This window comes from Amycolatopsis sp. WAC 04197, from assembly GCF_003947475.1.
Classification (GTDB): Bacteria; Actinomycetota; Actinomycetes; order Mycobacteriales; family Pseudonocardiaceae; genus Amycolatopsis; species Amycolatopsis japonica.
The window spans coordinates 79,851-94,055 of the sequence record NZ_QHJK01000017.1; the positions used below are offsets into that span (position 1 = coordinate 79,851).

Below are 14,205 nucleotides of genomic sequence, written 5' to 3' on the forward strand. Positions count from 1 at the left end.
CTTACGACCGTACCCGCATGTCATGAAAGTGGCTTTCAGGACGAAAAATGTCCTGAAAGCCACTTTCATGACACTGGCGCGGGGCGGACCGCCCGGTACCGCCCCGCTGGTCTCAGGAAAGCCGGGCGAGTGTCTCCGGCTTCAGCAGCTTCGCCAGCTCCTCGGCGGGCAGAAGGCCCTTCTCGACGACGAGTTCCGCCACACCGCGCCCGGTTTCGAGCGCCTCCTTGGCGATCTCGGTCGCGGCCGCGTACCCGATGCTCGGGTTCAACGCGGTCACCAGTCCGATGGAGTTCTCGACGTAGCCCCGCATCACGCCGGCGTTCGCGGTGATCCCGGAGACGCAGCGCTCCGCCAGCACCAGGCAGGCCGACCGCAGATGCGTGATGCTCTCCGAAAGCGAGTGCAGGATCAGCGGCTCGAACGCGTTGAGCTGCAGCTGCCCGGCCTCGGCCGCCATCGTGACCGCGACGTCGTTGCCGATGACCTCGAACGCGACCTGGTTGACCACCTCGGGGATGACCGGGTTGATCTTGCCGGGCATGATCGACGACCCCGCCTGCACCGGCGGCAGGTTGATCTCGTTGAGCCCCGCCCGCGGTCCGGAGGAGAGCAACCGCAGATCGTTGCAGCTCTTCGAAAGTTTCACCGCGATCCGCTTGAGCACGCCCGAAAGGTGCACGAACGCGCCGCAGTCCTGCGTCGCCTCGATCAGGTCCGCGGCCGACACGACGGGCAGGCCGGTGATCTCGCGAAGGTGCGCGACGGCGGCTTCGGCGTACCCGGGTGCGGCGTTGAGCCCGGTGCCGATCGCGGTCGCGCCCAGGTTGATCTCGTGCAGCAGCGTCACCGCCTCGGTGAGCCGCAGCCGGTCTTCGCCGAGCATGACCGCGTAGGTGCCGAATTCCTGCCCCAGTGTCATCGGGACGGCGTCCTGCAACTGCGTGCGGCCCATTTTCAGCAGATCGTGGAACTCGACGGCCTTGGCCGCGAAAGCCCGCTCCAGCACGATCATCGCCTCGGCCAGCTCGCGCACGGCGATGATCGTCGCGACGTTGACCGCGGTCGGGTACGCGTCGTTGGTCGACTGCCCGAGGTTCACGTGCTCGTTCGGGTGCACGCGGGCGTAATCGCCCTTCTCGTGCCCGAGCAGTTCGAGCGCGCGGTTCGCGATCACCTCGTTGGCGTTCATGTTCGTCGAGGTGCCCGCGCCGCCCTGGATGACGTCGACGACGAACTGGTCGTGCAGCGCGCCATCGCGGATCTCACGGCACGCCTGGCGGATCGCGTCGGCGACGTCCGGGTCCAGAAGCCCCAGATCGGCGTTGGCGTAGGCGGCGGCCTCCTTGACCGAGGCGAGCGCCTCGATCAGATGCGGGTACGCGGAGATCGCGGTGCCGGTGATGGGGAAGTTCTCCCTGGCCCGTGCGGTGTGCACGCCCCAGTAGGCGTCGGCGGGGACTTCCTTGTCTCCCAGCAGATCGTGTTCCACGCGGTGCATCGAAGGCTCCTCAGGCGGCCAGGTCGAGTTCGGCCAGCGCGCCGGTCACGCGCAGTCCGGGGGTGGGCTCCAGCACGTTCGGGTCGACGCCGCACAACGCGAGCGCGGCGGCGAGCACCGGACGGCGGGCGCGGTCCCCGCCGTCGGCGATCTTGATCGCGATCGCCGTCCCGTCCGGGAGCGCGGCGACCTGGACGGCTTCGAAACCGTCCTTGGCGATCAGGCCGGGGACCGCGCGCATGAGCGCGGTGACGTCGCGACGCGTGCCGGCGACCAGTTCCGGGTGTTTCCGGATCCCTTCGGCGACAAGGCCTTCCGGGGTTCCCGGCGACGCCGCGGCGATCTTGCCCACCGCGCGGGCGAGGCCGCGCAGCGAGACCGCGAAGAGGGGAGCGCCACAGCCGTCGACGGCGACCTTCGGGATCCGCTGGCCGGTCAGCTCCTCGACGCATTCCGCGATCGCGCGCTGCAGCGGATGCGCGGCGTCCAGATAGTCCTTTGTGGACCAGCCGTGCCGTCGGCAGGTGGCGAGCATCGCCGCGTGCTTGCCGGAACAGTTGTGCGCGAGCCGCGAGGCGCCCCGTCCAGACGCGACCCAAGAGTCGCGCTCGACCGGGTCGAACGGCAGGTCTTCCGGCGTCCGAAGGTCTTCCGCGGTGAGCCCGGCGCCGTCGAGTGTCCTGAGCACCTCCGCGAGATGGATCTCTTCGCCGGAGTGACTGGCCGCGCCGACGGCGAACCCGGCGGGGCTCAGCTCGACGCCGAGCCGCGCCATCGCCGTGGCCTGCAAGGGTTTCGCCGCCGAACGCGGATAGAACGCCGCCTCGACGTCGCCCGCGGAGAACAGCACGCGGCCGTCGGGTGCGAGCACCACGGCCGAACCGTGGTGCACCCCCTCGACCATGCCGTCGCGGAGGAGGTGCACCAGCGGTTCGTGCGCGGGCACGCGGATCTCGGGGGTCACAGCTTCGTCTTTTCGAAGACGTCCATGTTGATCCGCTTGCGGACCCCGAACCAGCCCGCCACCAGCGCGAGCCCGATGACCGGCAGGCAGTACAGGGTGATGCGGCCGACCTCGTCGAAGCCCATCAGCACGATGACCGCGGCGAGGAAGATCAGCGTCGCGATCTCGGTGTAGGGCGAGAGCGGCAGCCGGTACGACGGCCGCTCGACCTCGCCGAGCTTGGCCTTGCGGACGAACAGCAGATGCGAGAGCACGATGATCGCCCATGTGCCGAGAATGCCGATGGCGGCGAAGTTCAGCACGATCTCGAAGGCCTGGCTCGGCACGACGGCGTTCAGGCCGACCCCGACCACGCAGACCGCCGAGGTGAGCAGAATCCCGCCGTAGGGCACGTGGTTCTTGTTCATCACGCCGGTGAACTTCGGCGCGGAGCCCGCCAGCGACATCGACCGGAGGATGCGGCCGGTGGAGTAGAGGCCCGAGTTCAGGCTGGACAGCGCCGCGGTCAGCACCACCAGGTTCATCACGTTGCCCGCCTGCGGCACACCGATGTGCGAGAGCACGGTGACGAACGGGCTTTCCTGCTTCGAGTAGGCGTCCCACGGCATCAGCATCGCCAGCAGGATCACCGAGCCGACGTAGAAGATCCCGATCCGCCACATGATCGAGTTGATCGCCTTCGGCATGATCTTGCGCGGGTTCTCCGTCTCGCCGGCGGCGACGCCGACCAGCTCGACCGAGGCGTAGGCGAACACGACACCCTGGACGATCAGCACCATCGGCAGCACCCCGGCCGGGAAGATCCCGCCGTGGTCGGAGATCAGCGAGAAGCCCGGCGTGTTGCCGTCGATCGGCTGCTGCGTGACCAGCAGGAAGATCCCGATCCCCATGAACGTCACCAGCGCGGCGACCTTGATGATGGCGAACCAGAACTCCATCTCGCCGAACAGTTTCACCGAAACCATGTTCAGCGCCAGCACCACCGCGAGCGCGATCAGTGCCAGCACCCATTGCGGGATCGGGGTGAAGAACGACCAGAAATGCGCGTACAGCGCGATCGCGGTGATGTCCGCGATCCCGGTCGTCGACCAGTTCAGGAAGTGCATCCAGCCCGCGACGAAAGCGCCCTTCTCGCCCATGAATTCCCGGGCGTAGGAGACGAAGGCGCCGGAGGAGGGGCGGTACAGGATGAGTTCGCCGAGCGAGCGCACCACGAAGAACGCGAAAAGGCCGCAGACCGCGTACACGATCGCGAGGGCCGGGCCCGCTTGCGCGAGCCGTCCGCCCGCGCCGAGGAACAGGCCGGTGCCGATGGCGCCGCCGATCGCGATCATGTTGACGTGGCGGGGTTTCAGCGCCTTGTCGTAGCCGGCGTCACCGGCGTCGGCCGGCACCGGCGCGGCTTTGCCGTCCGCGCTGAGGGTCTGTTCGGTCACGGTGTCAGTCGTCCTTGTTCTGGTGCGTCGTGGGGCTCGGCCGCACGATGGTGGTCAGCGCGTCCTCGACGTGCTCGAGATGGGAGGTCATCGCCGCGACGGCGTCCGCTTCGGAACCGGAGGCGATGGCGGTGACGATCTCACGGTGCTCGATGTTCGAGCGGGTCCGACGGTCCCCCAATTGGTTGAGAAATGACGACTGGCGGGCCAGCGCGTCCCGGATCTCTTCGATGACCTTGCCGAACACCGGATTGCCGGAGGCCTGCGCGATGGTGATGTGGAACAGCGAGTCCAGCGCCACCCACGCGGTGTTGTCGGTTTCGAGATCCATGCGCTCGACGAGGTGGCCGAGCAGGTCAAGGTCGTCGGTGCTGCGGCGCAGGGCCGCGTATCCGGCGACGGGGATCTCCACGTGCCGCCGGACCTCGAACAGGTCGCGGGCCGAGTAGGTCCCGAAGGTGGGGTTCTCGACCGGCCCGGTGGCGGTCACGAAGGTCCCTTTGCCCGTTTTGGACACGGTGAGGCCCAGTGCCTGCAGTCCCCGCAAGGCTTCGCGGACGACCGAGCGGCTGACTTCGAACTCCTTGCCGAGCGCGGATTCCGACGGCAGTTTCTGGCCGACGGGGTACTCGCCACGCTCGATGGCGCCGCGGAGATGGGCCAGAACGGCCTCCATCGCGCTGACGCGTCGTGGACCACCATGTCCGGCTGTCTGGCTGTCAGACAGGTTCATGAGACGAGATCGTGCGGTCGGTCCAACGCTTTGTCAAGCTATCAGCCGAGCGCCTCGATCCAGCCTGCGAGATCCTTGTCGACGGTGTATCCGCCCGGGAATTGGAACCCGTGCTGGGCACCTTCGTAGACGCGGAGTTCCGTGGTGACACCGGATTCCCGCGCCGAGGTGGCCAGCGTCACAACGTCGTCGAGCAGGACTTCGGCGGTGCCCACCGCGAGCCACAGCGGTGGCGAACCGGCGAAGTCGCCGTGCGACGGCGACGCGGGTCCGACGCCGCCTTCGCCGACGTACGCCTCCACCGATCGGCGGAGCGCGTCGCGGGTGATGATGTCGGCGCCGTCGTTGGTGACGAACGAACCGCCCGGGAGGGTCAAGTCCGCGACCGGGGAGATCGCGGCGACCCCGGCCGGGAGGGGATCGCCGTCGGCGAGGAGCCGCAAGAGTGCCGACAGCACGATCGTCCCGCCCGCGGACTCGCCCAGGAACACGACAGGACCGCTGGTGGACCGGTAGACGTCGAGGACGTCGTCGACTTGCGCCGGGTGACGGTGCCCCGGGGCGAGGCGGTACTCCACCGGGACGACCCGGAGCCCGGCGGCCTGCAACGCGTCGGTCCGCAGCCGTCCGATTTCCGGGTCGTACGAGGTGAAGCCGCCGCCGTGGGCGTAGACGATCGTGAACGTCATACGCGGCTGAGCGCGATCACCGGGAACGGCCGCGTCGTCTTGGACTGGTGCTCGGCCAGCCTCGGGAACGCCTTCGCCTGCTTCGCGAACAGACGGTCTCGAGCCGCTCCGGTCACTTCGGTCGCGTGAGCGGCGAAGGCCTCTCCCTCCGCCTCGACGTCCACGGACGGCTCCGCGACCAGGTTGCGATACCAGTCCGGATGCCCGGGCGCGCCACCGTTCGCGGCGAAGACGATGTAGCGGTCGTCGTCGGCCAGGAACAGCATCGGCGTCACGTGCCGTCGCCCGGTGCGGGCACCGGTGGTGGTGAGCAGCAAGGTCGGGAGACCGTCGCCGTGGCGGCCGTTCGCGCGGAACTCCGCGATCACGCGCTCGTTCATGGCCTGCAGGTCGATCATCAACTCTCCGGGCGTTCGGTTGATCTTGGCGGCTGGTCAGTCTGCACATCCACGCCCAGGTCGGCAAGCATTTTCCGATCAGCGCAGCTCATGGCCCCGAAACTGTCGGTGCCGATGGCGATACTGCTCCCGTGTCCCCCGTCAGCCGCGGCCGCAAGCCCGCCAAACGACCGAAGCACCAGCGCTCCCATCCGACGCGTGCGCCCCTGGACGTGTCCAGGGTGGAGCGCTGGCCGAAGCTGCTCCACGGGCCGGTCGAGCTGTCCGGCTGTGTCGTCCAGGGCCAGGCGGATCAGGACCTGGTGGTCCTGGCCGCCACGCTGACCGCGGGCAAACGCACGGTGGGCGTCGAAGTGGTGGTGAACGGTCGCGAGGTCGACGTGATCGAGCTCCATCCCGTCCCCGAGGACGCCCTGGCGGTGCTCCGCAACGGCTTCGAGGTGGTCGAGGCCCCGCTGACCCCCGAGGAGTTCCGAAGCCAGGTCGAAGCCGCGCTGAACGTCAAAGCGGACAGCGTCGCCTGGATTCGGGAGAGGATCCCCGACCTCTTGAAGGTGGGGAGAGATCCGAGGCCCGATCTGCCCGAGCGTGTGGCCCAGCTGCGCCGGTGGCTCGGTCTTCCCGGCTACGAGCCGCTGCCGCGCACACCGTCGGCCGATGCGCTGCCGCTCGTCCTTCCCCCGCCCGCGCCGGTCACCGGACTCCGGTTGGCGGTCGCCCTGTGCGAACCGGACGACGCGATCTGGCGGCGACTCGAAGTCCGCTCGGACGTCACCCTCGCCGGGCTGCACCGGATCCTCGCGGCCGCGTTCGACCGCGACGAACGGGAGTATCACCGGTTCGAGACCGCGTACGGCGGCTTCAGCGTCGACGCGCAGAGCTGTGAAGGCGATCGTTTCGACGACGAAGTGACCCTCGGCCAGGTCGTCACTTCGCCAGGCCACCGGCTCGTCTACGAGGCGGAGAGCTGGAGGCATTGGATCCGCATCGAGCGGCTGGTCGCCGTCCCCGAAGCACCGGGCTGCCTCGGCGGCGAACGCGCCGCGCCTCCGGCGGAATGCGAGGACGAGCGGAGCTACGAGATGTTGCTGGACGCGTTGCGCGATCCGTACGACGACGACAACGAGGAACTGATCGAGGAACTCGGTGCCGGCTTCGATCCGGAGTGGTTCGACAGGGAGGTGGTCAACGAACGCTTGGCCCGGCTGAGCTGACCCAGCTTCGCGCCCATTCGAGTGGTGATCGCTTCGGCGAGGCAGCTGGATTTGATCTCGCCGGACGAGCAGACTCGGCAGCGCGCGAAGGCCGTCCAACCCCGTAGGGCGCCGTGGAACCTCGGCGCATAAGGTGGGAGGACCGGCCCGCGTCAAGCAGCCAGGGATCCGTCTGCCTAGGGGAGGTTTTCGCTGGTGTCGAACGATTCCTTCGTCCACCTGCATGTGCACACCGAGTACTCGATGCTCGACGGTGCGGCGAAGATCGCCCCCTTGTTCAAGGAGGCGGCGCGCCTGGGCATGCCCGCGGTCGGCATGACCGACCACGGCAACATGTACGGCGCGGACGAGTTCTACCAGCAGGCGGTCAAACACGACCTCAAGCCGATCATCGGCATCGAGGCCTACATCGCGCCGGAGAGCCGCTTCCACAAGAAGCCGGTCTTCTGGGGTCAGTCGAACCAGCGCGGCGCCGACGAGTTCGGTGAGGGCGGTGACGTCTCGGGTGGTGGTGCCTACACCCACATGACGATGCTCGCCGAGAACTCCACCGGCCTGCGCAACCTGTTCAAGCTCTCCTCCCTGGCGAGCATGCAGGGCTACTACCGCAAGCCCCGGATGGACCGCGAGCTGATCGCGGAGAACCACCACGGCATCATCGCGACCACCGGCTGCCCCTCGGGCGAGGTGCAGACACGGCTCCGGCTGGGGCAGCGCACCGAGGCGATCCAGGCGGCGTCGGACTACAAGGACATCTTCGGCGCCGACAACTTCTTCCTCGAGCTGATGGACCACGGGCTGCCGATCGAGCGGTCGGTCCGTGAGGGACTGCTCGAGATCGGGAAGCTGCTCGACCTCAAGCCGCTGGCCACGAACGACTCGCACTACGTCACCAAGGACCAGGCCGACACCCACTCCGCGCTGTTGTGCGTGCAGGCGGGCAAGACCCTGAACGACCCGAACCGCTTCAAATTCGACGGTGACGGCTACTACCTGAAGTCGGCCGCCGACATGCGGGAGTACTGGGACAAGGAGGTCCCCGGCGCCGCCGACTCGACGCTGCTGATCGCCGAGCGCGTCGAGTCCTACAAGGACGTGTACACGCACAAGGACCGGCTGCCGTTCTTCGAGGTCCCCGAGGGTTACGACCAGGGCACCTGGCTGCGGGAAGAGGTCGCGCGCGGCCTCAAGTGGCGGTACCCGGACGGCGTGCCGGACCCGTACTACAACGAGCGCATCGAGATCGAGCTCGACGTCATCATCGGGAAGGGCTTCCCCGCCTACTTCCTCATCGTCGCCGACCTCATCAACTACGCCCGCAAGGTCGGCATCCGCGTCGGCCCCGGCCGTGGTTCCGCCGCCGGCTCGCTGGTCGCGTACGTGCTCGGTATCACCAACCTGGACCCGATCCCGCAGAAGCTGCTGTTCGAGCGGTTCCTGAACCCCGAGCGTGTCTCGATGCCCGATATCGACATCGACTTCGACGACCGCCGTCGCGGCGAGATGATCCGCTACGCCACCGAGAAGTACGGCGTCGACAAGGTCGCGCAGGTCATCACCTTCGGCACCATTAAGACCAAGGCGGCCATCAAGGACTCCGCCCGCGTCCACTTCGGCCAGCCGGGGTACGCGATCGCGGACCGGATCTCGAAGGCGCTCCCGCCGCCGATCATGGCGAAGGACATCCCGCTCTCGGGCATCGTCGACTCGAAGCACGAGCGCTACGGCGAAGCGGCCGAGGTCCGCGCCCTCGTCGAGACCGACGAAGAGTGCAAGACGATCTTCGAGACCGCCCGCGGTCTCGAAGGCCTGATCCGCAACGCCGGCGTCCACGCCTGCGCGGTCATCATGTCGTGCGACCCGCTGACCGACGCCATCCCGCTGTGGCAGCGTGACGACGGTTCGATCATCACCGGCTGGGACTATCCGTCGTGCGAGGCCATCGGCCTGCTGAAGATGGACTTCCTCGGCCTGCGGAACCTCACCGTCATCGGTGACGCGATCGACAACATCAAGACCAACCGCGGGATCGACATCGACCTCGACACCCTCGGCGTCGACGACCCGGAGACGTACAAACTGCTCTCCCGCGGTGACACGCTCGGCGTGTTCCAGCTGGACGGCGGGCCGATGCGTGACCTGCTCCGCCGGATGCAGCCGACGGTGTTCGACGACATCGTGGCGGTGGGCGCGCTGTACCGCCCCGGCCCGATGGGCATGAACGCGCACAACGACTACGCCGACCGCAAGAACGGGCGGCAAAAGGTCAAACCGATCCATCCCGAGCTCGAAGAGCCCCTGAAGGAGATCCTGGCCGACACCTACGGCCTGATCGTCTATCAGGAGCAGATCATGCACATCGGCCAGAAGGTGGCCGGGTACTCCATGGGCCGCGCGGACGTGCTCCGCCGCGCCATGGGTAAGAAGAAGGCGGAGGTCCTCGAGAAGGAGTTCGTCGGCTTCGAAGAGGGCATGAAGTCGAGCGACCTGGTTCCCGGCGGCTTCTCCTCCGAGGCGATCAAGGCGCTCTGGGACACGATCCTCCCGTTCGCCGGCTACGCGTTCAACAAGAGCCACGCGGCCGCGTACGGCCTGATCTCGTACTGGACCGCGTACCTCAAGGCGAACTTCACGCCGGAGTACATGGCCGCGCTGCTCACCTCGGTGGGTGACAACAAGGACAAGTCCGCGGTCTACCTCTCGGAGTGCCGCCGCCTCGGGATCAAGGTGCTCCCGCCGGACGTCAACGAGTCGGCGCTGAGGTTCGCGGCCGTCGGGGAGGACATCCGCTTCGGCATGGGTGCCGTCCGCAACGTCGGCGCGAACGTCGTCGAGTCGATCATCAAGACCCGCGAGGAGAAGGGGAAGTACTCCTCCTTCACCGATTTCCTCGACAAGTCGGAGCTGGTGGCCTGCAACAAGCGGGTCATCGAATCGCTGATCAAGGCGGGCGGCTTCGACTCGCTCGGCAACACCCGGCTTTCGATGATCCAGGTGCACGAAGACGCGGTCGAAGCCGTGGTCCCGCTCAAACGCCAGGAGGCGATGGGCCAGTTCGACCTCTTCGGGTTCGGCGGGGACGACGACGCGGAAGCCGCGGCGTCCTCGTCACCGCTCGCGCATCTGAAGTTCGGCGAAGAGGAGTACCCGCGCAAGCAGCTCCTGGCCTACGAACGGGAGATGCTCGGCCTGTACGTCTCGGCGCATCCGCTGGACGGCGCCGAACGCATCCTGCGCAAACACGCGCCGAGGCCGATCGCCGCGATCCTCGCCGACCCGCCGAAGGAAGGCGAGCTGGTCGTCTCCGGGCTGATCACCTCGCTGGAACGCCGGGTCAACAAGAAGGGCGAGCCCTGGGCGATCTGCACCATCGAGGACATGGACGCCTCGCTCGAGGTGCTGTACTTCCCGAAGTCGTACGCGATGTTCTCCGCCGACCTCATCGAGGACAACGCGGTCCTGGTCAAGGGCCGGGTGAACTGGCGCGAGGACAAGATGTCCATCTTCGGCGGCGGTCTCGTCCCGCTCGACCTGTCCGAGGTCGGCAACGGCGACGACGATCTGCCGCTGGTCCTGCTGGCCGCGGCGGAGAAGATCGACCAGTCGGTGGTCAGCGAGCTGAAGCAGACCTTGCTGGCGCACAAGGGCGAGACCCCGGTGCACCTCAAGCTGGTCGGCAAGAACCAGACGGTCTTCGCGCTGTACGACTATCCGGTCAAGGTGACGTCAATGCTGATCGGTGAGCTCAAGGGCATCCCCGGGATCGCCGCCAGCACCTGATGACCACCTACGTTCCCGATCCCCGGCGCTGGAAGGCGCTCGCCGTCTCCCTCGCCGCCGGGTTCATGGGGTTGCTCGACGTCAGCATCGTCAACACGGCACTGCCGTCGATCCAGAAGGACCTCGGCGCGTCGAGCGGCGGGATCCAGTGGGTGGTTTCGGGCTACGCGCTGGCTTTCGGGCTGGTGCTGGTGTCCGGCGGCAGGCTCGGCGACGCGCTCGGCCGTCGCCGCATGTTCCTGTTCGCGCTCGCCGCGTTCGTGCTGACCAGCACGTTCGCCGGCGCGGCGCCGAACGAGACGACGCTGATCATCGCGCGGCTCCTGCAGGGTTTCGCCTCGGGCATGATGACGCCGCAGAACAGCGGGATGATCCAGGACCTGTTCCGCGGCGCCGAACGAGGTCGCGCGTTCGGCATGTTCGGTGCCACCGTCGGGATCTCGACCGCGGTCGGGCCGGTGCTCGGCGGCGTGATCCTCGCCGTCTTCGGTGATCCGGAAGGCTGGCGCTGGGTCTTCTACGTGAACGTGCCGATCGGGATTCTGGCGTTCGCGCTGGCCTTGAGATGGCTGCCGAAGGCCGAGGCCCCGGCGAGAAGCCTGCGGGGTGAGATCGATTTCGTCGGCATCATGCTGCTGGGTGTCGCCGTGCTCGGGGTCCTGCTCCCGTTGATCGAATCCGAAAAGGGCGGGCTCAGCGGCCTGTGGTGGCTGTTCGTCGTCGCGGTGGTCTTCGGCTTCGCGTTCGTGCGCTGGGAACGCTCGATGGTGCGGCGCGGTCGTCCGCCGCTGCTCGACACCCGGCTGTTCACCGACACCCCGGCATACGCCTCTGGTGCCGCAGTCGGCGCGCTGTACTTCAGCGGATTCACCGGGATGTGGCTGGTCTTCGCCATCTTCTTCCAGCAAGGCCTCGGCTACACGCCACTGCAATCCGGGCTCGCCGTCACCTCCTTCGCCCTCGGCTCGGCCGTGTCGGCGGCGATCGCGGGACGGCTGGTGTCGAAATGGGGCCGCAAGCTGACCGTCGCGGGGCTGGTCATGGTGATCGCCGGGATGGTCACGGTCGCCGTCCTCGCCGGTCAGGATCCCGGAGCCGCCGCGGGCTGGTGGTTCGCGTTGCCGTTGCTCGTCGCCGGTGTCGGCGGCGGCATGGTCATCTCGCCCAACACCACGCTCACCCTGGAATGCGTCCCGACGTCGATGGCCGGAGTGGCCGGGGGAGCGTTGCAGACCGGGCAACGGATCGGCACCGCGATCGGCACCGTCGTGCTGGCCTCGGTCTTCCACGCGGTGCTCGGCGCGAACGGCGGCTATCCGTCGGCGCTGACCGCGGCGATGCTGTGCGCCGCCGCGTTGACGAGTTCGGCGCTCTTACTCGCCGTGATCGAACTCCGTGCGCGCCGGAAACGGCGCTCGCTCACTGAGCGGGAGGAAACCGAGCGGGCTGCCGCCGACAGTCAACGCGGCTGAGTCTTTCGCACCGGCCGATGACTACGTTCGGCAAGATCGGATGCTCCATCCGAGTGACGGAGGCAGTCATCCCCTGGTGCTACTCAGAGCAACCGGGTACACCTAACGGAGCCTTCACCGCTGTGACTCGGCTACCGACAGTGGTATTTCTGTCGATCGATCGGGGATGGATCGATCGGCCGGAGCGATCGTGGTGAGTCCGGAGTTCTCAGGAATGGACACCTACGGTCACGAGCCGGTGGACAGCCGTCGGCGTCCGCGGGGGACCGTTCGGCGGCGGCCGGCTCAGCACCATTGGCGAGCCGGGTCGCGGTGAGGCATTCGCGCGGGTGGGTCCGCGCCGGGTCGCCTGGGGAGGTGCACCCGGCCCGGACCCACCCGCCGCGCGTCTCTCCGCGTGTGTCATCCGCATCCGGCTGCGAAGATCTCCGCAGATCGAGATTGCGAGGAACACGATGGCGGAGAGTTCTGTTCGGCGGAATCGGCTGCGGGTCTGGTACCGGCCGATGACCATGCGCGATTCCGGTGAAGGGCACCGGGTCGCGACCCCGCTGGAGCTGTTGTTCGACCTGTGTTTCGTGGTCGCCGTCGCGCAGGCCGCCGCCGGTCTGCACCACGCGATCGCCGAGAACCACATCGGGCACGGCGTGCTCAGCTTCGGGATGGTGTTCTTCGCGATCTGGTGGGGCTGGCTGAACTTCAGCTGGTTCGCGTCGTCGTTCGACACCGACGACGTCCCGTACCGGCTGGTGACGCTGGTGCAGATCGCGGGCGGACTGACCGTCGCCGCCGGTGTCTCGTCCGCCTTCGATGGTGACTTCAAGATCGTCGTCGCCGGCTACGTCTTGATGCGACTCGCGATGGTCGTGCAGTGGCTGCGCGCCGCGCGGACCGATCCGGAATGCCGCCCGGCCGCGCTGCGGTACGCCATCGGCATCACCATCGTCCAGATCCTGTGGGTCGTCCGCCTCGGCCTCCCGCAGTCGCTGGCGCTGCCGTCGTTCTTCCTGCTCCTGCTGGCGGAACTCGCGGTCCCGGTGATCGCCGAACGCAGGCGCTGGACTGGCTGGCACCCGCACCACATCGCCGAGCGCTACGGCCTGTTCACGATCATCGTGCTGGGTGAATCCATCCTCGGCGCGACCACCGCGGTGAAGGAAGGGCTGGACGAGGGCGAGCACACCGGCAGCCTGATCTCGCTCGCCGCCGCCGGACTCGTGCTGGTCTTTTCGTTGTGGTGGCTGTACTTCGACCAGCCGGGTCACGCCAGGCTGGAGAAGGCGAAGAGCCTGTTCACCGTCGCGAGCTGGGGATACGGGCACTACCTGATCTTCGCCTCGGCGGCCGCGCTCGGCGCCGGCCTCGAAGTGGCGGTCGACTACGACACCCACACCGGGCACGTCGCCTCCCTGCCCGCCGCCATGGCGACGACCGTGCCCGTCGCGATCTACCTGGTGAGTGTCTGGCTCATGCACATCGGACCCACCAACGAATGCCGCCCGATCGCGATCGGCTTCCCGGTGACCGCGGTGCTCGTCCTCGCCGCGTCCTTCACGCCGGCGCCCATCCACATCACCGCGGGGCTCGCCGCCGCCCTCGTCGTGCTGACCGTCGTCGCGACCCACGGCGAGCCGGTACCGGGGGAGAGCTAGATCGACGCAGGTCAGAGCGTCGGCGCGAAAAAAGGGACCCCCCTGTAAACGCCGGTTTCGGGCCGTGTAATGTTCTCTTCGTCGCCAGGGAAACCGAGCGGCCGCCGGGAACACGAACCAAGCTCCCACCGGATGGTGGTAGAGTGGGTGGTCCCGAACCGGAGAGGTAACTCTACCCCCGCTGAAACGGCAGTTTCGAGCAGGTGCTAGGGTGTGCTCCGGACAAAAGCCAAGAAATAACTGCTTCGGATAAGGCCGCTGTGATGGTGGTGCGATTCGGGGTGTGTTGCTTGAGAACTCAACAGTGTGCTAGTGAACTAAGCCAGTAGAGCTTATGTATTGAAACCTCGTAAGAGGTTCCTTTGA

General features: G+C 67.5%; 10 protein-coding genes. 4 read left to right on the forward strand and 6 right to left on the reverse strand.

What is annotated here, in order from left to right:
• Positions 1-112 precede the first annotated feature (112 nt).
• The 6 genes from aspA to DMC64_RS41460 form a co-directional block, all read right to left on the reverse strand.
• Positions 113-1,501, reverse strand: a complete 1,389-nt coding sequence (aspA, locus tag DMC64_RS41435) for an aspartate ammonia-lyase (protein ID WP_125737962.1) — start codon at positions 1,499-1,501, stop codon at positions 113-115.
• Positions 1,502-1,511: 10 nt separating this feature from the next.
• Positions 1,512-2,465 (reverse strand): asparaginase, encoded by a 954-nt coding sequence (locus DMC64_RS41440; RefSeq protein WP_125737964.1) that lies wholly within the window; start codon positions 2,463-2,465, stop codon positions 1,512-1,514.
• Positions 2,462-3,901: an amino acid permease gene (locus DMC64_RS41445; protein ID WP_037342419.1), complete on the reverse strand. Its 1,440-nt coding sequence runs from the start codon at positions 3,899-3,901 to the stop codon at positions 2,462-2,464. Before DMC64_RS41445 ends, DMC64_RS41440 begins: the two co-directional genes overlap by 4 nt.
• Before the next feature lie 4 nt (positions 3,902-3,905).
• Positions 3,906-4,577: a FadR/GntR family transcriptional regulator gene (locus tag DMC64_RS41450; RefSeq protein WP_125737980.1), complete on the reverse strand. Its 672-nt coding sequence runs from the start codon at positions 4,575-4,577 to the stop codon at positions 3,906-3,908.
• A 98-nt stretch (positions 4,578-4,675) separates the two neighbouring features.
• Entirely contained in the window at positions 4,676-5,323 is a 648-nt protein-coding gene (locus DMC64_RS41455) for an alpha/beta hydrolase fold domain-containing protein (protein ID WP_125737966.1), read from the reverse strand.
• A complete protein-coding gene (locus tag DMC64_RS41460; protein ID WP_125737968.1) occupies positions 5,320-5,721 on the reverse strand; it encodes a nitroreductase/quinone reductase family protein in 402 nt (133 codons plus the stop codon). Before DMC64_RS41460 ends, DMC64_RS41455 begins: the two co-directional genes overlap by 4 nt.
• A 131-nt stretch (positions 5,722-5,852) precedes the next feature.
• Here DMC64_RS41460 and DMC64_RS41465 point away from each other — a divergent pair, with 131 nt between their 5' ends.
• The 4 genes from DMC64_RS41465 to DMC64_RS41480 all read left to right on the forward strand — a co-directional run bounded on the left by DMC64_RS41465 (position 5,853) and on the right by DMC64_RS41480 (position 13,839).
• Positions 5,853-6,935: a plasmid pRiA4b ORF-3 family protein gene (locus DMC64_RS41465; RefSeq protein ID WP_233630000.1), complete on the forward strand. Its 1,083-nt coding sequence runs from the start codon at positions 5,853-5,855 to the stop codon at positions 6,933-6,935.
• Positions 6,936-7,130: 195 nt separating this feature from the next.
• Positions 7,131-10,715 carry a DNA polymerase III subunit alpha gene (dnaE, locus tag DMC64_RS41470; RefSeq protein ID WP_125737969.1) on the forward strand — a complete coding sequence of 1,195 codons (3,585 nt, stop codon included), beginning with the start codon at positions 7,131-7,133 and terminating at the stop codon, positions 10,713-10,715.
• Positions 10,715-12,187, forward strand: a complete 1,473-nt coding sequence (locus DMC64_RS41475) for an MFS transporter (RefSeq protein ID WP_125737971.1) — start codon at positions 10,715-10,717, stop codon at positions 12,185-12,187. The genes dnaE and DMC64_RS41475 overlap by 1 nt, the downstream gene beginning before the upstream one ends.
• A 455-nt stretch (positions 12,188-12,642) precedes the next feature.
• Positions 12,643-13,839: a low temperature requirement protein A gene (locus DMC64_RS41480; protein WP_125737972.1), complete on the forward strand. Its 1,197-nt coding sequence runs from the start codon at positions 12,643-12,645 to the stop codon at positions 13,837-13,839.
• Positions 13,840-14,205: the final 366 nt, after the last annotated feature.